At 68.1% G+C, this 18,999-nt stretch carries 13 protein-coding genes; 8 read left to right on the top strand and 5 right to left on the bottom strand.

Annotation, left to right across the window (positions count from 1 at the left end; translation table 11 throughout):
* Positions 1-4: 4 nt before the first annotated feature.
* The 3 genes from moeB to ACSVIK_RS17800 all read right to left on the bottom strand — a co-directional run bounded on the left by moeB (position 5) and on the right by ACSVIK_RS17800 (position 3,284).
* On the bottom strand, positions 5-1,204 hold the full coding sequence (gene moeB, locus ACSVIK_RS17810) for a molybdopterin-synthase adenylyltransferase MoeB (protein ID WP_442445574.1): 1,200 nt from the start codon (positions 1,202-1,204) through the stop codon (positions 5-7).
* A gap of 2 nt (positions 1,205-1,206) precedes the next feature.
* Positions 1,207-2,265, bottom strand: coding sequence for an aminotransferase class I/II-fold pyridoxal phosphate-dependent enzyme (locus ACSVIK_RS17805; RefSeq protein WP_442445573.1), 1,059 nt, complete (start codon positions 2,263-2,265; stop codon positions 1,207-1,209).
* A gap of 83 nt (positions 2,266-2,348) precedes the next feature.
* The gene (locus ACSVIK_RS17800) at positions 2,349-3,284 is read right to left on the bottom strand and encodes a helix-turn-helix transcriptional regulator (RefSeq protein WP_442445572.1); all 936 of its coding nucleotides are present in this window, start codon (positions 3,282-3,284) and stop codon (positions 2,349-2,351) included.
* A gap of 296 nt (positions 3,285-3,580) precedes the next feature.
* On the opposite strand from ACSVIK_RS17800, the gene ACSVIK_RS17795 reads away from it, so the two are divergent.
* The 6 genes from ACSVIK_RS17795 to ACSVIK_RS17770 are packed head-to-tail and all read left to right on the top strand — an operon-like array spanning position 3,581 to position 14,846.
* Positions 3,581-5,305, top strand: coding sequence for a CoA transferase (locus tag ACSVIK_RS17795; RefSeq protein WP_442445571.1), 1,725 nt, complete (start codon positions 3,581-3,583; stop codon positions 5,303-5,305).
* Positions 5,306-5,316: 11 nt separating this feature from the next.
* Positions 5,317-8,022 (top strand): AMP-binding protein, encoded by a 2,706-nt coding sequence (locus ACSVIK_RS17790; protein ID WP_442445570.1) that lies wholly within the window; start codon positions 5,317-5,319, stop codon positions 8,020-8,022.
* Positions 8,019-9,767 carry an ABC transporter ATP-binding protein gene (locus ACSVIK_RS17785; RefSeq protein ID WP_442445569.1) on the top strand — a complete coding sequence of 583 codons (1,749 nt, stop codon included), beginning with the start codon at positions 8,019-8,021 and terminating at the stop codon, positions 9,765-9,767. Before ACSVIK_RS17790 ends, ACSVIK_RS17785 begins: the two co-directional genes overlap by 4 nt.
* Complete coding sequence (locus ACSVIK_RS17780) at positions 9,764-11,506, top strand: ABC transporter ATP-binding protein (RefSeq protein WP_442445568.1); 1,743 nt, start codon at positions 9,764-9,766, stop codon at positions 11,504-11,506. Before ACSVIK_RS17785 ends, ACSVIK_RS17780 begins: the two co-directional genes overlap by 4 nt.
* Before the next feature lie 36 nt (positions 11,507-11,542).
* Positions 11,543-13,540 (top strand): TonB-dependent receptor, encoded by a 1,998-nt coding sequence (locus ACSVIK_RS17775; protein WP_442445567.1) that lies wholly within the window; start codon positions 11,543-11,545, stop codon positions 13,538-13,540.
* A 1-nt stretch (position 13,541) separates the two neighbouring features.
* The gene (locus tag ACSVIK_RS17770) at positions 13,542-14,846 is read left to right on the top strand and encodes an MFS transporter (protein ID WP_442445566.1); all 1,305 of its coding nucleotides are present in this window, start codon (positions 13,542-13,544) and stop codon (positions 14,844-14,846) included.
* 28 nt (positions 14,847-14,874) lie between these two features.
* Here ACSVIK_RS17770 and ACSVIK_RS17765 read toward each other — a convergent pair whose 3' ends face one another.
* Positions 14,875-15,660: an AraC family transcriptional regulator gene (locus ACSVIK_RS17765; protein WP_442445565.1), complete on the bottom strand. Its 786-nt coding sequence runs from the start codon at positions 15,658-15,660 to the stop codon at positions 14,875-14,877.
* Between the two features lie 324 nt (positions 15,661-15,984).
* Between ACSVIK_RS17765 and leuA the strand changes: the two genes are divergently transcribed.
* Both leuA and ACSVIK_RS17755 read left to right on the top strand, forming a co-directional pair.
* Positions 15,985-17,670 carry a 2-isopropylmalate synthase gene (gene leuA, locus ACSVIK_RS17760; protein WP_442445564.1) on the top strand — a complete coding sequence of 562 codons (1,686 nt, stop codon included), beginning with the start codon at positions 15,985-15,987 and terminating at the stop codon, positions 17,668-17,670.
* A gap of 78 nt (positions 17,671-17,748) precedes the next feature.
* Positions 17,749-18,390, top strand: a complete 642-nt coding sequence (locus ACSVIK_RS17755) for a YecA/YgfB family protein (RefSeq protein ID WP_442445563.1) — start codon at positions 17,749-17,751, stop codon at positions 18,388-18,390.
* Positions 18,391-18,519: 129 nt separating this feature from the next.
* On the opposite strand, the gene ACSVIK_RS17750 is transcribed toward ACSVIK_RS17755, so the two are convergent.
* Complete coding sequence (locus ACSVIK_RS17750) at positions 18,520-18,921, bottom strand: hypothetical protein (RefSeq protein WP_442445562.1); 402 nt, start codon at positions 18,919-18,921, stop codon at positions 18,520-18,522.
* Between the last annotated feature and the right edge of the window lie 78 nt (positions 18,922-18,999).

The following is an 18,999-nucleotide window of genomic DNA, read 5'->3' as shown; positions in this document are numbered from 1 at the left end:
GTTCTCAGTAGCGGGGCTGGTCGGGGGCAACGTCGCCTACCCAGGCGAGCACGCCGCCCTGCAGGTTGCGCACGTTGCGGTAGCCGGCGGCGAGCATCGCCTCGACCACCTCGCGGGAGCGGGCGCCGCCCTTGCAATAGATGACGTAGGGCTGCTCGTGGTCAGCGATAGGTCCCTGGCCGAGGCTGGCCAGGGCATGGGCCTTGGGCAGCAAATGCGCGCCTTGGATATGCACGATGTCCCACTCGCTGGGCTCACGCACGTCGATCAGCAGCGGCGGCTGATCGCTGCCGAGCAGGCCCTGGAGTTCGAGGGCGCTGATCAGCGGCACCTGCGCCGGTGGTTGCGCGGGTTGGCCGAGGCCGCAGAGCTGCGGGTAGTCCTGCAGGGCGGTGATGGGCTGGCGCTGCGGGTCGCGTTGCAGGGGCAGGTAGCGGTAACGCATGCGCAGGGCGTCGTAGACCATCAGCGTGCCCAGCAGCGATTCGCCGATGCCAGTGAGCAGTTTGATGGCTTCGGTGCCCATCACCGAGGCCACGGCGGCGCAGAGCACGCCGAGCACCCCGCCCTCCGAGCAGGACGGCGCCAGCTCCGGCGGTGGCGGTTCGGGGTAGAGGTCGCGGTAGTTCAGCCCGCCGCCGGGGGCGTCTTCCCAGAACACGCTGGCCTGGCCCTCGAAGCGGTAGATGGAGCCCCAGACATAGGGCTTGCCCGCCAGGACGCAGGCATCGTTGGCCAGGTAACGGGTGGCGAAGTTGTCGGCGCCGTCGATGATCAGGTCGTAGCCCTGGAACAAGGCCACGGCGTTGTCGTTGTCCAGGCGCAGGTCGTGCAGGTTCACTTGGACATGCGGGTTGAGTGCGGCGAGGGTGCGCCGGGCGCTCTCGGTCTTCAGCTCACCGAGGCTGTCCATGCGGTGGATTACCTGGCGCTGCAGATTGGAGGCGTCGACCCGGTCGAAGTCGACGATGCCCAGGGTGCCGACCCCGGCTGCCGCCAGGTAGAGCAGGGTGGGCGAGCCCAGGCCACCGGCGCCGATGACCAGCACGCGGGCGTTCTTCAGGCGCTGCTGGCCGGCCAGGCCGAATTCGGGTAGCAGGATGTGGCGGCTGTAACGGGCGCGCTCCTCCGCGCTGAGCGGGGCCTGCTCGCGGATCAGCGGGCCGAGGGTGCGGGGCAGGGCGGCGGGGGTGAAAGCGGTCATGTTCAGCTCCATGGCAGGTCGAGGGCCTGGCTCAGCGCTTGCCTGAGCCGGGTCATTTCGTCGGAGGTACCCAGGGTGACGCGTAGCTGCTGTTCCAGGCCGGGCCAGGGGCGGCCGACGCGGATGCCGTCTGCGGCCAGGGTGGCGATCACCTGCGCCGCCGGGCGCTGGCAGTCGATCAGCACGCAGTTGCTGTGCGACGGGCTGTAGCGCAGGCCCTGACGTTCCAGCCAGGCGCAGAAGGCCTCGCGCTCGGCAGCATTGGCGGCCTTGCGCCGGGCGCATTCTGCCTCGTCGAGCAGGCAGGCCTGGGCGGCGGCGACCGCCGGCACCGGCACGTCGTGGGCCGGCTGGGTGTGGATGCGCTCGAGCAGTGCCGGCTGGGCGATGGCGTAGCCCAGGCGCAAACCGGCCAGGCCGTGAAGCTTGGAGAAGGTGCGGGTGACGATCAGGCCCGGGTGGGCGCTGATGGCCGGGACCATCGAGGGCTCGTCGCTGAACTCCAGGTAGGCCTCGTCGATCAGCACCACCGGCGACTCGGCCTGAGCGCCGGCCCTTTGCAGCAGTTCCAGCAGGGCCGGTTGCGCCGTGATGGTGCCAGTGGGGTTGTTCGGGTTGGCGATGTAGATCAGCCCGCCGGCGCTGGCCGAAAGCATGGCCTGGAGGTCATGTGCGCCGTTCTCCAGCAGCGGCACCCGGCGCACCGGCCGCTCGTGCAGGCGTGCGGCCTGTTCCGGCACCGGGTAGCCCGGCACTGCCACCACCAGGGGCGCGTCACTGCCGGTGAAGGCCAGGGTGGCATAGTGCAGGGCGCGGTTGGAGCCGGGGTACAGCGAGACCCAATCCAGCGGTACTGCGTGCCGTTGGGCCAGGGCCTGGCGCAGCGCCTCCACCTGCTCGAACTGGTAGCGCGAGGACTGGGCGATGGCCTGGCTCGCCGCCTGCAGGGCGGCCGCCGGCACGCCGTAAGGCGACTCGTTGAGGTTGAGGCACAGGGGCGTTTGCAAGGCGCAAGCGGCCCCTGCGTCCGCCATGTGGCGGACGTTGGATGGGTTGTTCATGTCAGATCCCTGGGTTGGGGTTAGCAGGCTGTTGAAAAACTACCTGCGTTGCCTGGCCGTCGTTAAAAACAGCCTGCTTGGGGCTAACGGCCGCTTCGCACCGACTTCGGGGTGTAACCGAAGAATTTGATGAAGGCGGCACTGAAGTTGTTCGGGTGCTGGTAGCCCACCTGATAGGCCGTCTCCGAAACCCGGTAACCGGCTGCGAGCATTTCCTGCGCCCGCTGCATGCGCATCTCCAGCAGGTGGTGGGCGGGGCTGGTGCCATAGGCCTGGCGGAAACACTCCTTGAGCTTGTACTCGCTGATGCCCAGCGCGGTGCACAGGCAGGCATTGCTCAGCGGCTGGCCCAGGTTGGCGCGCATATAGGCCTCGATGCGCTCCATCGCATCCAGATCACGGCTGCTCACACGCTCGACCTGAGCGGTGGCAGGGGCCAGCAGGTTGAGCTGCTCGGCCAGCAGACTGAGGGCGTGGATGCGCTGGCGCAGGCCATCATGTTCGCCGACCCGCGGGTTCCTGAAGAAGCGCAGATGCTCGCTGGCACAACTGCCGGCGTGGGCGATCTGGCGGAAGCTTTCATTGTGGTGCAGGGCCTTGCCCAGCAGGCGCCCACAGCGCTCGGGGCCGATGTAACGGGCCAGCGTCGATTCCGACACCACCAGACGCAGTTGCTGGATGGGTTCGCTGGCCGCGTAGCGGCGTTCACCGGTGCCGGCCTGGAACACCGAGACGGTGGTGTGGTTCGCCGCGAAGGGCAGGACGTTGCCGGCCCGGTCGAGAAATTCGGACTGGCCGGAGAGCCCGAAGGTAATGACCAGGGTACGGTCGTTGCCATCGTGTTCGCAGGCCTCGCGCAGGATGCGCCCCGAGGACACTCGCGAACGCACCAGGGAAAAGCCGGCCTCACAGTCCAGGCGTTCGATCAGCGTCTGCCCCTGGGCCGATGCCGTCTGCTGACGGGTCCACTCCTTGAGCTGCTGGGCGCTGGCCAGCTTGGGTTGTGCCAAAGCGTTCATCGCAGATTGCTCCTTATTCACTCGTGTGCATGCCCCGCACGCACTCAGTCATCACCGACCGTGACTGGAACCGCCGATTCATCAGAGCACAGCCAAAGCGGCTAAAGAACCGCCTCGGCGAACCTGCATATGAAAATCGCCGGATAGCATATGTAATGCGAATTATTATCATTAGGCAAGAAAGTATGATCGCTCTCCATGACCTTCATCGAATCGTCGTGGCGCTCTGAGAGGGCCGGCGCGGCTCACCGATGACAGGCCCAGCAGTAGCCAGAAAGCAGCAGAAGGAGCAGTCGATGGCGATACGGCCCTTGAATGGCGTGAGCCTGTGGTTGGCCGAGGCCCCGCAAGGGCTGCAGGCCACCCGCGAAGCATTGGCCTTGCGCATGCGCCGGTTGGGTGTGCAGGTACGCCAACTGGAGGGTGAGCGCAGCCAGGACGGCCAACTGGTGGCCAGGCTGGAGGGCGCTGGCGGTGCCCAGGTGAGCCTGCATGTGCGCGGCTGGCCCTCGGGCTCTCAGCCGGCGAGCGAGGTGTTGGCCCAGGCCGCCTGCGGTCTGACGGGCTGGCATGCGCGCAGTGCCGGTGGGGTATTCGCCTTGGGCGTGGATTACCTGTCGGTGCTGACGGCTTCCCTGGCGTGCAGCGCTGGGGTGGCGGCCCTGTTGGGGCAGTGCCGTGGCAGTGGCAGCCAGGCCGTGCACCTCAGTCTGGGCGGTGCCGGGGTATTGGCGATGGCTCAGTACCTGGCGATGGACGATGCCGGGCAGGTGTTGCCCGTGCCGGGAGCGCACGATTGGCTGCGCCCGCCCTTCACTAGCGGCGACGGCGTGCGCTTCGAGCTGGAGGCCCTCGACCCGGAGGCCTGGCGTCGTTTCTGGGAGGGCCTGGGCGTGCCCATGGTCGACATCGCCGCTGCCTGGCCGCCGTTCATGCAACGCTACACCACAGCCACGGCGTGGCTGCCGCCCGCCTTGTTCCAGGCCTGTGCGCGCCATCGTCTGGCGGATCTGGGCTGTCTGGCCCGTGACGCCGGGGTGAGCCTCTGTGCCCTGCGTCTTGCGCCTGCACCGAGCCAGCCCGACGGCCCCTGGGCCTTCGACGAGCCGCTGCCAGCCAGCGTTCTGGCGCCTGCCGCGTCTGGCGCAGCACAGCCCCTGGCCGGGTTGGCCGGGCTGGAAGCCTGCCGCCTGATTCAGGGCCCGCTGGCAGGCCACCTGCTGCGCGAGCTGGGCATGCAGATCACGCGCATCGAGCCACCAGGCGGTGACCCGATGCGCGGCATGGCGCCGCTGGTGGGTGGCCTGTCCGTGCATTTCCAGGCGATCAACCGCGGCAAGGCCTGGCTCGAAGTGGATCTGCGCAGCGAAGCGGGGCGGGCGCGCCTGGGGCAACTACTCGGCGGCTGCGACGCCTTCCTGCACAACTGGGCGCCAGGGCGCGCGGAACGCCTGGGGCTGACGCCCGAGGTGCTGCGCCGGCATGCCCCCGGTCTGGTCTATGCCTCGGCTTCCGGTAGCGGCCGCCACCCCGCAGCGGACGACCCGCTAGGCACCGATTTCATGATTCAGGCCCACAGCGGCCTGGCCGCGTGCATCCAGCAGCACGACCGGCCGGCCGGAGCGCTGCTCACCCTGGTGGATGTGCTGGGTGGTGCGGCGCTGGCCGAGGGCGTGGTCGCCGCGCTCTACCAGCGCCACGTCCATGGCCGCAGCAGTGCTCTCGATTCGAGCATGGCAGGGGCGGCAGGCCTCTTGCTGGCGTCCGCCAACGCCCCTGCGGGCCTGGTACTCGGTTGCGCCGACGGCCAACTGCTGCTCGACGGCGGCAGCCCGCGCGAAGTCGACGGCCTCGCGCACCTGGCCAGCGCCGCCGCCCTGGCTCACCTGGCCGAGCGGGGCATCCCCGCCAGCCGTATCTCCCGCTGCGCCGCCGATGTCGGCGCTCACCCCTGGTTGGCCGGTGCCCTGAGCCGTGACGAATACGGCCTGCGCAGCGCCAGCCCCTGGATCATCAACTGAGGTCGACACCCATGCTCAACGAACCCCTGTCCACCCTGCAGTCCATCGAGGCCTACCAAGCCCCGGATTGCGTTCCCGCCAGCCTCCGTGCGCAATGGCGTGCCGAGGGCATCTACCCGGGCAAGAGCCTGTTCGAGTCCTTCCTCGACATCGCCCGGGCGCGCCCGCTGGCGGTTGCTGTGACCGAGGGCGCGGCGAGCCTGAGCTTCGCCCAGTTGCGCGCGCGCAGCCTCAGCCTGGCCCAGGCTCTGCACCAGCTAGGGGTGGGGCCGGGCGTGGTGGTGGCGGTGAACCTGCCCAATGGCTGGCGCGCCTGCGCGGTGGATCTGGCCGTGGCCGCTCTGGGCGGCATCGTGCTGCCGTACCCCATGGGGCGGCGCAAGCGCGACACCCTGGCCATGCTCGGCAAGTCCGCCGCGCGTGTGTTGATCTGCAAACGCCAGGTGGGCGAAACCGACTACGCCGCGCTGGTCGACAGCCTGCGCCCCGAGTTACCGGCGCTGGCCCATGTGCTGGTGCATGGCGAGCGTTACCCGGGCTGGGCGGATCTGGATCAGTGCTGGGAAGGGCCGGCCTGGAACAGCGAAAACCTGAGGGTGGATGCCGATGCCGGCGCCCGGCTGATTGCCTCCTCGGGTTCCGAATCCGAGCCCAAGCTGGTGCTCTATTCCCACAATGCCCTGGTCGGTGGGCAGAGCGCCTACCTCAACGGCCTGGCCAGTCAGCCCGAGACCATGCGCGCGCTGTTCGCCGTGCCGCTGGCTTCGCCGTTCGGTTCGCTGGGCACGCCCTGTACCCTGGCGTCGCTGGGCGGTGCGCTGATCTGTCTCGACCGCTTCGAGGCGGACGCCGTGCTGCGCCTGATCGACCAGCAGCGCGTCACCCACCTGTTCGCCGGGCCCAACATGGTGGACATGTTGCTGGCCAGCCCCCTGCTGCAAGCCCCAGCGGAGCAGGCACTGGATTTCACCTCGCTGCAGGCCATCGTCAGTGGCGGCTCGGCCCTCAGCGCGCAGACCCTGGCCGGCGTGCGCCGCCACTTCGGCTGCGCCCTGGTGCAGTCCTACGGCTCGGCGGACGGCGTGGCCTGCCACACGGCCCTGGACGATGCCCCCGAGGTGACCGTGCAGACCGTCGGGCGGCCCGACCCGGCGGTGGTCAGCCTGAGCATCCGTGACGAGCAGGCGCGCGAGTGCGCTGTGGGCGAGGCGGGTGAAATCTGGGCCCGTGGGCCGATGACGCCGATGTGCTACTACCGCGCCCCGGAGCTGGATCGCCAGTATCGCCATGCCGAGGGCTGGGTGCGCCTGGGCGACCGTGGCCTGGTGGACGGCGAAGGCCGACTGCGCATCGTTGGGCGCCGCGCCGACACCCTGATGCGCGGCGGGCACAAGGTCAACCTGGTGGAGGTGGCGCACCTGCTGCGCGAGCACCCGGCCATCGCCCAGTGCGTGGTGCTCAATGCCCCGCAGGCGGATGGCGCCACGCGCATGCACGCTTTCGTGGTGATGAAGGCCGGGCAGCCGCCTTTGACCCTGGCGCAGTTGCGCGGTTTTCTCGACGACGAGGTGGGCGCGCAGCCCTACCAACAGCCCGATGCCCTGTCCTGCGTGGCGGAACTGCCTCTGGCACCGTCCGGCAAGGTCGACCAGGCCGCGCTGCTGCAGAGCCTGCAGGCGCCGCGCCCGGCCATTTCGGCGCAGCCGGTGATCGACCTGCTGATGGGCGTCGAACGGGCCGGGGTGCTGCGCGCCGCCATCGAACTGCAGGTGTTCGACCACCTGGGCGAGGGCGCCAGTGCCCGCGCCCTGGCCGTACGCATCGGTGCCAGCGAGCGCGGCACGCGCATCCTGCTCGACGCCCTGGCCGGCCTCGGGCTGCTCGCACAGGAGCCGGGGCAGGCCTACTACCGTCTCGGCGAGCTGGCCGAGCGCTTTCTGCGGCGCAGTTCGCCGCACTACGTGGGCGGCTTGGCCCAGGTCTACAGCGCCGACCTGATGTGGGACGCCTTCCGCCACTTCAAGGAGGCGGTGGTGGCCGGTGGCAGCGTGCTGCCGCAGAGCCTGGAGGCCGCCAACCACCCCTACTGGGGCGAGTTCTCCCAGGGCATTGCCAACACCGCGCGGGTCACCGCCCAGCGCCTGGCGCAGCAGGTACTGCCCTGGCTTGCTCAGCGCGACGAGCCGCGCGTGTTGGACCTGGCCTGTGGCAACGGCACTTATGGCTTCACCCTGGCCGCCGAATGCCCGGCGCTGAGCCTGTGCGGGGTGGACTGGCCGGCCAGCGCCGAGTTGTTCTGGCATACCGCCGAGGCCTTCGGGGTGCGCGAGCGTACGCGCTTCATCGGGGCTGACATCTTCACCGTGGAGCCGGGCGAGCCGGTGGATCTGATCATCCTCAGCCAGGTGCTGCACCATTTCGACGAGGCCGAGTGCCGACGCCTGCTGGGCCGCCTGCAGGCCTGGTTGAAACCTGGCGGGCGGCTGCTGATCGCCGGCTTCATGCGTTCCGATGCCCCAGCGCAGCAGGAGGCCATCCCGCGCCTGTTCGCGGCGCAGATGCTCAGCCTGACCGAGGCCGGCGACTGCCATGCCTTGGCCTGGGTGCAGCGCCTGCTGCAGGAGCAGGGCTGGCAGCAGATCGAGTCCGCGCCCCTGCGCGGCCTGCCGATCCAGCGCATCTGGGCGGTACGCGGCAACGCCGGGGAGGACGCATGAAACGCGTGCTGTGGAACCTCTCGCGGCCGCTGCGCCCGGCGATTGCCCTGGCCGCTTGCGGCCAGCTCGCGCTCAGCGCGTGCAACGCTGGCCTGGCACTGTGCCTGGCCTGGGCCCTGGCCGGGCTGTTCGATGGCCGGCCACTGGCGTCCCTGTGGCCGCCGCTGGGCGCCTTCCTCGGCCTGACCTTGCTGCGCATCGCCCTCAACGGTGGTGCCGAGGTGCTGACCATGCGGGCCGCCGCGCTGGCCCGGCAACACTTGCGCGAGCCTCTGCTGCCGCAGGTGCTGCGGGTCAGCGGGCAGGCGGCCGGTGAGCGCGACAGCGCCGAACTGAGCACCACCCTGATCCATAACGTCGAGGCCCTGCAGGCCTACTACAGCCGTTATGTCCCGGCGGTGCTCGGCGCCGCGTTGGGCGGCGGCGGGCTCTTGCTGTTGATGGCCCAGTTCGATCCGCGCTCGGCCCTGGTCGCGGCGCTCGGTGCCCTGTCGCTGCCGGTGGTCGACCGCCTCTGGCTGCGCTGGCGGCGGCCCTCGGCCGGCGGCCTGTTCGCCAGCATCGGGCGCTTTTCGGCGCACCTGCTCGACAGCCTGCGCGGGGTCACCACGCTCAAGGCGTTCAACGCCCAGGATCGTCGCCGCGATGCGTTGCGCCAGCAGGCCCAGGCGTTGCGCCAGCAGGCGATGGCCGTGCTGCACGGCATTCTCATGCGCAACGGCGCCACCGGACTGCTCAGCCTCGGTGGCCTGGCCCTGGTCACGCTGCTCAGCGTCGCGCAGGCCCGCGCCGGCGAGCTGTCGGCCTTCGCCCTGTTGGCCACGGTGCTGCTGGCCCGGGAAGCCTTTCGCACGCTGGAGAAGCTGGACAAGACCTTTCATGTCGCCTGGTCGGGCAACGCCGCTGCCGCTCCAGTGGATGAGCTGCTGGCAGCGCAGCCGCCGGTGCCGGAACCGATCCGGCCCGAGCCGCTGCCGACATCCAGCGATCTGGTGTTCCAGGGCGTCACCTTCCGTTGGCCCGGCAGCGACACGCCGGCCCTGCGGGATCTCAGCTTCACCCTGGAACCCGGTCAGTGCGTGGCCGTGGTCGGGCCGTCCGGGGCGGGCAAGTCCACCCTGGCGGCGCTGCTGCTGCGCTTCATCACCCCTGAGGCAGGCTGCGTCACCCTGGGCGGTGTGGACATCGCTCAGTTGTGCTCGACCGATCTCTACCAGCGCGTCAGCGGGGTATTCCAGCACAGCGTGCTACTGCACGGCAGCCTGGAGGACAACCTGCGCATGGGCGCGCCGCACGCCAGCTCCGAGGCCCTGGCCGAAGCCTGCCGCCTGGCCTCGCTGGAGCCCTGGGTGGCCAGCCTGGAACAGGGCCTGGCGACGCCGGTGGGTGAAGGCGGCAACCGGCTTTCCGGTGGCCAGCGCCAGCGCGTGGCGATTGCTCGTGCCTGGCTCAAGGGCTCGCCGATCCTGCTGCTCGACGAGGCCACCGCCAACGTCGACGTGGCCAGCGAGGCCCATATCGGTGCGGCCATCGAGCGCCTGCGTGGGCAGCGCTCGCTGCTGGTGATCGCCCACCGCCTGGCCACCGTTCGCCATGCCGACCGCATCCTGGTGCTGGATCAGGGGCGCTTGGTGGAGAGCGGCGACCACCGCAGCCTGCTGGCGCGCAATGGTCTGTACGCACGCCTCTGGGCCCTGCAGCACGAACACGAAGCCCAGCCCCAACGCCAAGGAGCCCTCGCATGAAAGGCAACCCCCGTGCAATCCACGCCGGCGCAGGCAGCCGCTGGAGCGACCTGCTGCGGCTGTCGGCTGGCCAACCCGCGCTGCTGGCGCAAACCCTGCTCGCCACCTTGGTGGCCCAGGTTGGCCTGGTGGGCAGCCTGGCTCTCGGTGGCTGGCTGACCGGCCTGGCGCTTACCGGCGCGCCGGCCAGCCTCTGGCAACCGGTGGCGCTGGCGATGCTCGCCTGTGCGCTGGCCGGTGCCGGCGGGCGCTGGTGGCAGGCGCATGTTTCCCATGTGTTCGCCTTCCACCTGATCGAGACGCTGCAGGTCGGCAGCTACGAGGGGCTGGAGCGTGCCGCCCCGGATACCCAGGCCGGCGTGCGCCGGGGCGAGCAGGCCAACGTGGCGCTGCACGACGCCCAGGCCCTGGAACATTTCTTCGCCCACACCCTGACCGATGCCATCGGCGCGGTGCTGGTGCCCCTGGCGGCCCTGCTGGCGCTGGCCTGGATCCAGCCCTGGCTGACCCTGGCCTTGCTGCCGTTCCTCCTGGCCCTGGCCAGCGTGCCGTTCTGGTTGGGTGGCCGGGCCCTGCGTCAGGGCCAGGCAATGAGCCAGGCTCTGGCCGGGCTCAATGCCGAGGTGCTGGAAGGAATCGAGGCGCGCCGGGAGATTCTTCTGTTCAACCAGGAAGGTGCCTGGCGTGCCCGCCTGGCTCGCCTGCTCGCGCGGTTGCGCCTGGAGCAGCGCCGCTACGCCCTGCGCAGCGGCGCCGAGCAGGGTGTGATCGAGCTGATCCAGGCCTTGGCGCTGCTGAGCGCGGTGTTCGGCAGCGCCTGGCTGTTGCAGCTTGGCCTGCTGCAACTGGCCCAGGTGCCCCTGGCAGTGATGCTGGTGGGTGCGGCCCTGCTACCCATGGCCGACGTAGCCCGTGAGGCCGGCCAGCTCGGCGCGGTGCGCGCCAGTGCCGGGCGTGTGCTGGGGCTGCTGCGCCAGCCGGCGCGGGTGCAGGATAACGGTCAGAGCCAAGCCCAGGGTTCGAGCCTGGAATTTCACCAGGTGCGTTTCAGCCATGGCGATCGGCCGATCCTGCTGGGCGTCGACTTCCAGGTACGCCCCGGTGAAATGGTGGCGCTGGTGGGGGCCTCCGGCGCCGGCAAGACCACCTGCGCCAATTTGCTGATGCGCTTCTACGACGTCGAAGGCGGGGCGATCCGGGTCGGTGGTGTGGACGTGCGCGACATGCCCCTGGCCGACCTGCGCCAGAGCGTTGCCTGGGTTGGCCAGGACGCCTACCTGTTCGACGACAGCATCGAGGGCAATCTGCGTCTGGCGCGTCCCGACGCCAGCGTCGAGGAAATCGAGAACGCTGCGCGTCAGGCCCAGGCCCACGACTTCATCCAGGCCCTGCCGGAGGGCTATCAGACCCGCTGCGGGGAGGGTGGGGCACGCCTTTCCGGCGGCCAGCGGCAACGCATCGCCATCGCTCGCGCATTGCTCTCGCGGGCGCCGCTGCTGGTCATGGACGAAGCCTCCTCCAGCCTCGACGCCCACAGCGAGCACGCCTTGCAGCAGGCCCTGCTGAACCTGCGCGGGCAACGCACGCTGCTGCTCATCGCCCACCGCCCCAGCAGCATCGCCCAGGCCGACCGGGTGGTACTGCTCGAAGACGGCCAGGTGCAGGACCAGGGCACCCACACGGCACTGTTGGCACGCTGCGACGCTTACGCGCGGCTGCTGGCTCAACCCACTCAGTAACCATCGGCGCCCAGCGCCCAGCAAGGAAGATCCACCATGAAAAGAAGTAGTCGTCGTTGCCACACTCGCACCTGGCTCAGCACTGCGCTGTTGCTCTCCAGCCCGCTGCTCCAGGCCGCTCAGGTGCTGAGCTTGCCGGAGGTCAGCGTCAATGCCGAGAAGGTCGAGCGCAGCCTCGATGAGGTGCCGGCCAGCGTCAAGGTGATCGACGGGCAGACCCTGGAGGACGAGCACATCAGCGGCTTCGAGCAACTGGAGGGGCGGGTGCCGGGGCTGTCGTTCCAGCCCTTTGGCCAATCGGGCATCAACTCCCCGGTGATGCGTGGCCTGACCGCCAACTTCAATGCCCTGTCCACCTCCACCCTGATGCTGGTGGACGACGTGCCGACCCTGACCGCCCAGGGCTTCGAGAACCGCTTCGTCGATGTCGACCGCATCGAGGTGCTGCGTGGGCCGCAGTCGACCCTCTATGGGCGCAATGCCGAAGCCGGGGTGATCGCGGTGTACAGCAAGCCGATGGACGAACTGGCGCGGGCCAGCGTCTCGGCCGAAGCGGGTAGCCGCGACAAGCGCGCCACGCGCTTCGCCCTGAGTAGCCCACTGGTGGACGAGCGCCTGTTCGGCAGCCTGTCCGGCGAGTGGCAGCGCCAGGATGGCTTCATCCATAACGATACCGATGGCAAGCGGGCCGATGATCGCGAGCGCTACAACCTCAATGCCGGCCTGCGCCTGGTGCCCCAGGATGGCACCGACCTGGTGCTGCGCTACACGCGCCAGGCCTATGACGACGATGCCTCGCTGTGGGGCGCGCCCACGGCGCGGCGCGCTCATGTGGCCTCGGGTACAGATAGCTGGAACCGCTCCTGGGGCCAGACCCTGTCGCTCAACATCGGCCACGAGTTGAGCGACAGCCTGAGGCTGCGCTCCATCACCGCCTACAACGACTTCCATGACCGCATCCAGCAGGACACCGACTTCCTTGCGGCCAGTCTCTCGATGCTGGCTCGCGATCTGCGCCTGCGCACCCTGTCCCAGGAACTGCGCCTGGAAGGGCAGTGGGGCATCGCCGACTGGCTGGCCGGGGTTTACGTCGACAGCAGCGACAACGACCTGCGCAACGTCAGCCAGCGTGGCCCCTTCGTGCAGGAACTGCGCCTTGATCAAAACAGCCGCACGCTGGCCGCCTTCAGCCACTGGAACCTGCACCTGACGCCGGACTGGACTCTCTCGCTGGGCGCGCGGGTGGAGCGCTACCGGGTGGGCATAGACCCGCGCAATGACGCCAACCAGTCCAAGCAGTGGTCCTCGTTCTCGCCGAAGGTGGCGCTGCAGTACGCCTTCGCCGAGCAGAATCAGGTCTACCTCAGCGCCAGCAAGGGTGTGCGCAACGGCGGCTTCAACGTGCTCTCCGCCGCCACTCATTACGCGGCGTTCGAGCCGGAGGAGGTCTGGTCCTACGAGCTGGGCGTCAAAGGTCGCGTGCTCGACGAGCGCCTGCGCTACTCGTTGGCGGCCTACTACATGGATATCAGTGACATGCAGGTGATGCAGATGCCGCTTCCGGGCGTGCAGTACATCACCAGTGCCGCCAGCGCCACCTCCAGGGGCCTGGATCTGGATGCCGAATACCTGCTCAGCGCGCGCTGGAGCGTGCAGACCGGGGTGGCCTGGAACCACACGCGCTTCGACCGCTTCCGCGATGGCAGCGCCAACTACGACGGCCATCACAACCCCTTCGCTCCCGACCTCACCGGCTACCTGGGCCTGCGCTACGACGACCCCGAAGGCTGGTACGTGCAGGGCAACCTGACCGGTAGCGGCAAGGTATATCTGGATGCCGCCAACCAGTACGAGCGCACGGGCTATGCCCTGGTCAACCTCAGTGCAGGCGTGCGCTACGAGCAGTGGGAACTGAGCGGCTACGTGAACAACCTGGCCGATCGCGAATACGACGCCGTCGGCTACCAGAACGGTTTCGTCACCGTCTACAGCCCACCCCGTGAACTCGGGGTGCGCGTGACCTGGAAGCTCTGACATGGCTCGCTCGACCCCTTCTCACTGGCCCCTGCAATTGCTGCTCGGCTGGGTCAACTTCGCCATGACGGCGCCGGTCATTTACCTCTACCTCGGCCTGCCGCTGGTGATGCGCCAGCACGGCTGGAGCGGCACGGAAATCGGTCTGTTCCAACTGGCCGGGCTGCCCGCGGTGCTCAAGTTCGTGCTCGGCGCTCCGGTGGATCGCTGGGCGCGGGGCGCCGTGGGCTACCGGCGCTGGAGCCTGGCGCTGATGGCCGGCTACGCTGCGAGTCTGCTCGGTCTGGCCTGCCTGGGCATCGAACAGGGCGGTTTTGCCCCACTGTTCGCCCTGGCCATGCTGGCGAGCCTGCTTGGCACCTGGGCTGACGCACCCGTCAACGCCCTGGCGATTCGTTGCCTGCCAGCGGACGAACGCCTGCGGGCCGGCTCCATCCGCTCTGCAGCCAGTTCCCTGGGTGCCGTGGTGGGTGGTGGTGTGATGCTGATGTTGCATACGCGTGCCGGTTGGGCTTTGCCGTTCTGGGTGCTCAGCGCTGGTCTGCTGCTGGCCGCTCTGGGCCTGTGCCTGATCCCCCGGGCGATCCTCGCCGCAGCGGATACCGCCCAGGCCAGCCGGGTCGGCGTCGGCCAGTGGCTGGCCTATTTCGGCAGCGCCGAGCGGCGCCGCTGGGTGGTGATGCTGATGCTCTATTTCCCCTTCATCGGCGCAGCCTGGGTCTACCTCAAGCCCCTGCTGCTCGATCAGGGGCTGCCACCGGAGCAGGTGGCGCTGATTGCCGGTGTGCTCGGCGGCGTGCTGGGGGCCGTTGGTAGCGCACTCGGTGGCTACCTGGCCCGACGCAAGGGGCTGCAGCATGCCCTGCCGGCTTGTGCGCTAGTCGGGGTCGCGGCGCTCGGCGCTCTGGCCGGCGCGGTGATCAGCCAGGCCGGCGTGGCCTGGCTGGTGGCCTGTACCCTGTTGCTCGCCCTGGTCATGGGCGCAGCGGCTGGCCTGCTGTTCGGCATGATGATGAACCACACCCGCGCCGGGCTGAGCGCCGTGGACTACGGCCTGCAATCGAGCCTGTTCGTGCTCACCCGCACCCTGGTGCCGATGCTCGCCGGCATCCTGCTCGACCGCCTGGGCTACCCGGGCATGCTGGTGGGGCTGATCCTCTGCATGCTCGGGGTCTGGGCCTGGAGTCGGCGTTTCGTCGCACTGCAATCACTGACTGATGCAGATCCAGACAGTGGCGCCGCCGAGCCTGAACGGCGCGCTGGCCCAGGTTGCGAGGTTGCCGCGCCCGGCGCGTCACGGCCATGAGGTTGGTCTTGCTGGCTGGCGGTGCTGCTCAGTCCGCCACTCGGCTGGCCTGGCGATAGAAGGCCGAGGGCGGCACGCCGAACTGGCGGCGGAAGGCCGCGGCGAAGGCGCTCTGGCTGTCGTAGCCATGCTGCAGCGCCACCTGCAGCACCGGCAGCCCTTGCGCCAGGGCCTCCAGCGAAAGCAGCAGGCGCGCTTGCTGGCGCCAGCGGCCGAAGGTGATGCCGGTGCTGCGCTGGAAATGGCGGTGAAAGGTCTTGCTGCTCATCGCCAGTTGCGCCGCCCAGTGTTCGGCTGGCTCGTTTTGCGCCGGGTTGTCTGCCAGGCTCCGGCACACTCGGGCGATGCGCGCGTCGTCCGGCCAGGGCAGGTGCAGCGGCAGCACCGGCAGACTGCTCAGCTCATCCAGCAGAAAGCGCATCAGGCGGCCGTCGCGGCTATCGGCGCAGTATTGCGCAGGCACCAGGGTGGCGGCCTGGATCAGCTCGCGCAGCAGCGGGCTGACGTCGATCACGCAGTTGTCGATGGGCAGGCCTGGCGCCGCATCGGGGTTGACGAACAGGCTGCGCACGCGGGTGACCCCGCGCATCTGCAGGCTGTGCTCGCAGCCGGCCTGCAGCCACACGCCACGGGTCGGCGGAGTGACCCAGCGCCCGGCCGGAGTATCGACTACCAGCACGCCCTCGATGGCGTAGATCAGTTGCGCGCGTGGGTGGCTGTGCGGCGGTACCCGATGGCCGCTGGGGTAGTCGATGGCCACGCCGGTGACCGGCATGGCCATCGATTCGTAGGGCAGTTCGGTGTGATCGACCATGGCGGATTTGGCGAGGGCAGATTCTGTAGAGGACAGGCGGCCACCCTAGCGCCGCCTCGGCAGATTGTCCATTTCACGACAATGAACGGCCATTTGGCGTGAGGTGGTCGAGGTGGTAGGCATTAGTCTGAGCGCTCACTTCACGGAGGCGCCACCATGACCTCGCTTGCTGACCTACGCGCACTACGCCTGAGCCCAGGCCGGGATCCGACCCGGTGCGTGACTGTCACGCGCCGCTGATCTCCCCCGATCCCGGCCTCGAACAGCCTGTCATGCAGGCAGGGGAGATCGCGCCGTTCTCCGTATCCCCATCGAGGCTTTGTCATGTTGCGCAATCCGCACACCAAGTACCGCGCGTTTCCCCCCGTCGCCCTGGCTGACCGCCGTTGGCCGCAGCAGCGCTTGCAGCAGGCGCCGATCTGGCTCTCCACCGACCTGCGCGACGGCAACCAGGCGTTGTTCGAGCCAATGAACCGCGAGCGCAAGTTGCGTTTGTTCGACGAGCTGGTGCGCCTGGGCTTCAAGGAAATCGAGGTGGGTTTTCCCGCCGCTTCACGCACCGACTTCGAGATCATCCGTCAGTTGATCGACGAGGGCGGTATTCCCGACGACGTTACCCCCATGGTGATGAGCCAACTGCGTGAAGACCTGATCGAGCAGACCGTGCAGGCCGTGGCCGGCGCGCGGCGAGTGATCGTGCATCTGTACAACGCTATCGCGCCGCTGTGGCGTGAGGTGGTGTTCAAGCTCTCGGTGGATGAGGTCGAAGCACTGGTGGTGCGCCATATCCAGCTGTTCAAGACGCTGACGGCGGCCTATCCCGAGACCGAATGGGTGTTGCAGTATTCGCCGGAAACCTTCTGCATGGCCGAGCTGGAGGTGTCGCTGCGCATCTGCAACGCCGCCATCAAGGCCTGGGACGCCGGCCCCTCGCGGCCCATCATCATCAACCTGCCGACCACCGTCGAGGTCAGCACCGCCAACGTCTTCGCCGACCAGATCGAGTGGATGCACCGGCGCCTGGCGCGGCGCGAGCACGTGGTGCTGTCGGTGCACCCGCACAATGATCGCGGCACCGGCGTGGCCTGTGCCGAGCAGGCGCTGTTGGCCGGCGCGCAACGGGTCGAGGGTTGCCTGTTCGGCAATGGCGAACGCAGTGGCAACCTCGATCTGGTGACCCTGGCGCTTAACCTCTACACCCAGGGCATCGACCCCGGCCTGGATTTCTCCGATATCGCCGGCGTGGCACGGGTGGCCGAGGCCTGCACCGGCTTGCCGATCCACCCGCGTCACCCCTATGTCGGTGATCTGGTGTTCACCGCGTTTTCCGGCTCGCACCAGGACGCCATCGCCAAGGGCTTCGCCGCGCAGGATCCGCAGGGCTTCTGGCAGGTGCCGTACCTGCCGATCGACCCGCAGGATCTGGGCCGCACCTATGACAGCATCGTGCGGGTCAACAGCCAGTCCGGCAAAGGCGGCATCGCCTACCTGCTGCAGCGCGATCATGGCGTGCAGATGCCGCGCCGCCAGCAGGTGGAATTCAGCGCCATCGTGCAGAAACAGGCCGACAGCAGCGAAACCGAGCTGTCCAGCACCGAGCTGTGGCAACTCTACCAGTGCACTTACCTGGCCCCGGCGCGATCGGGCGGCGCACTGGCCTACATTGGTCACCGCCTGCAGGACTCTGGGGAGCGCCAGGTGATCGAGCTGGATGTCGAGGTGGTCGGCCAACGGCTGAGCCTGCGTGGCGAAGGCAATGGCCCGCTGGCCGCTGCGGTAGCCGCGCTGGATTTGCCGCTGCGTATCGACGACTACCAGGAGCACAGCCTGGGGGGCGGCGCCGATGCCTGCGCGCTGGCGCTGGTAGAAGTCAGTTGGCCGGGGCAGCCGGGTTCGCGTTTCGGCGCGGGTCGTGACGGCAACCTGCTGCGCGCCTCGTTACAGGCGCTGCTGGCGGCGGTGTCGCGCTTCGCGCCTGCCCTGCAGTCGCTGCAGAGCCGCCGGGGCTGACTGCCAGTCGCTCAGCTCAGGCTGTTTGTCGCTGGCCATCTGTGGGAAAGTAGCGCCCTTTTTCAGGGGGACATGGCGATGGACAACAGAGGCTTGGAGAAGCTCGATCAATGGCTGCTCAAGTACGGCAACGATCACTCGATCCTGTCCGCCAGTGAGCTGGACGGCTTCTTCGCGGCCATCGTTTCCGCCCCGCGCCAGGTCGCGCCGGCCGTCTGGTACTCGGCCATCTGGGCCGACCAGCCGCCGCAGTGGCCCAGCGACAAGGAGGGCGAGCGCTTCATGAAGCTGGCCGTCGAGCTGATGAGCGAGGCGGCCTACATGCTTGCCGAGGAGCCCGACGAATACGAAGCGATCTTCCTCGCCGACGACAACGGCAAGGGCGAGAAGCTGATCGTCTCCGAATGGTGCGCGGGCTACCTGCGCGGCGCCGCGGTGGCCGGCTGGCTGGATGCGGTACTGCCGGACCCGGTTGCCGTGGCCTTGAATCTGATCATCCTGCACGGCGACGAAAGCGGCCGCGAGGCGCTCAAGGCCATGTCCGATGCCGAATACGACGCCTGCACGGCGATGATCGAGCCGGCCGCCGTCGAGCTGTACCAGTACTGGCAGCAGAACCTGGATCCGCTGCTGCCGGTACGCCGCGAACAGGCCAAGGTCGGGCGCAACGACCCCTGCACCTGCGGCAGTGGCAAGAAATACAAGCAGTGCTGCATGTGAGTTCAGCGAGCCTGCTCATATCAGGCGCGCATTCACCGATGACGGACAAGCTGAGCAGGACACTGTTTTTTCCTGGATTGATGACATGGGGAATGAGTGGCCCCGTACCGGAAGGAATGGCTGCTGCACTCAGCTTCTGTCACCGCCAAGTTTGTCGTGAGCCATCAGAGTCAGCGCTAGGGATACGAAAGAGAGAGACCAGGTGATCAGAACAACCCTGAAGAAGTTGATTTGATAAACCTCGTATGGCGAACCTGTGATTCCAACGGCCATTGTCAATATATAGAATTTGGCCGCTAGTAAAACAGCCATAATGGCAGCGGAGATGGTGGAAGGTAACAGTACGACTTTGAGGTTTCCGAAAGCTTCCCAGTCATAGACTTTGCGACGGCCTGTAATCAAGGAAGACATCAAACCTCCAATACAGCTAGTGAGGATGATACCTAGTACGTCGGATACACCAAAAAACGTGATGGCAACCAAGGCGATCACGAAAAAAGTCAATATGAATAGAAGGTTTTGTTTTTTCATGCATACGCTCCATGTAGGGGGTGGATTGAAAATCCATTGGTAGTAATGTCTGGGTTCTAGTGGCTGAGTTATTTGTAA

This window comes from Pseudomonas sp. NCHU5216 (assembly GCF_052156495.1).
Taxonomy (GTDB): Bacteria; Pseudomonadota; Gammaproteobacteria; order Pseudomonadales; family Pseudomonadaceae; genus Aquipseudomonas.
Note: the sequence above shows the minus strand (reverse complement) of the source record. Positions and strands in the feature narration are given on the sequence as shown.

Bases quoted from the DNA above. Each gene is read 5' to 3' on its own strand.
- ACSVIK_RS17785 (WP_442445569.1), top strand. From the start codon at position 8,019: ATGAAACGCGTGCTGTGGAACCTCTCGCGGCCGCTGCGCCCGGCGATT.
- ACSVIK_RS17790 (WP_442445570.1), top strand. From the start codon at position 5,317: ATGCTCAACGAACCCCTGTCCACCCTGCAGTCCATCGAGGCCTACCAA.
- ACSVIK_RS17795 (WP_442445571.1), top strand. From the start codon at position 3,581: ATGGCGATACGGCCCTTGAATGGCGTGAGCCTGTGGTTGGCCGAGGCC.
- ACSVIK_RS17805 (WP_442445573.1), bottom strand. From the start codon at position 2,265: ATGAACAACCCATCCAACGTCCGCCACATGGCGGACGCAGGGGCCGCT.
- ACSVIK_RS17755 (WP_442445563.1), top strand. From the start codon at position 17,749: ATGGACAACAGAGGCTTGGAGAAGCTCGATCAATGGCTGCTCAAGTAC.
- ACSVIK_RS17765 (WP_442445565.1), bottom strand. From the start codon at position 15,660: ATGGTCGATCACACCGAACTGCCCTACGAATCGATGGCCATGCCGGTC.
- ACSVIK_RS17770 (WP_442445566.1), top strand. From the start codon at position 13,542: ATGGCTCGCTCGACCCCTTCTCACTGGCCCCTGCAATTGCTGCTCGGC.
- ACSVIK_RS17775 (WP_442445567.1), top strand. From the start codon at position 11,543: ATGAAAAGAAGTAGTCGTCGTTGCCACACTCGCACCTGGCTCAGCACT.
- ACSVIK_RS17800 (WP_442445572.1), bottom strand. From the start codon at position 3,284: ATGAACGCTTTGGCACAACCCAAGCTGGCCAGCGCCCAGCAGCTCAAG.
- leuA (WP_442445564.1), top strand. From the start codon at position 15,985: ATGTTGCGCAATCCGCACACCAAGTACCGCGCGTTTCCCCCCGTCGCC.
- ACSVIK_RS17750 (WP_442445562.1), bottom strand. From the start codon at position 18,921: ATGAAAAAACAAAACCTTCTATTCATATTGACTTTTTTCGTGATCGCC.
- ACSVIK_RS17780 (WP_442445568.1), top strand. From the start codon at position 9,764: ATGAAAGGCAACCCCCGTGCAATCCACGCCGGCGCAGGCAGCCGCTGG.
- moeB (WP_442445574.1), bottom strand. From the start codon at position 1,204: ATGACCGCTTTCACCCCCGCCGCCCTGCCCCGCACCCTCGGCCCGCTG.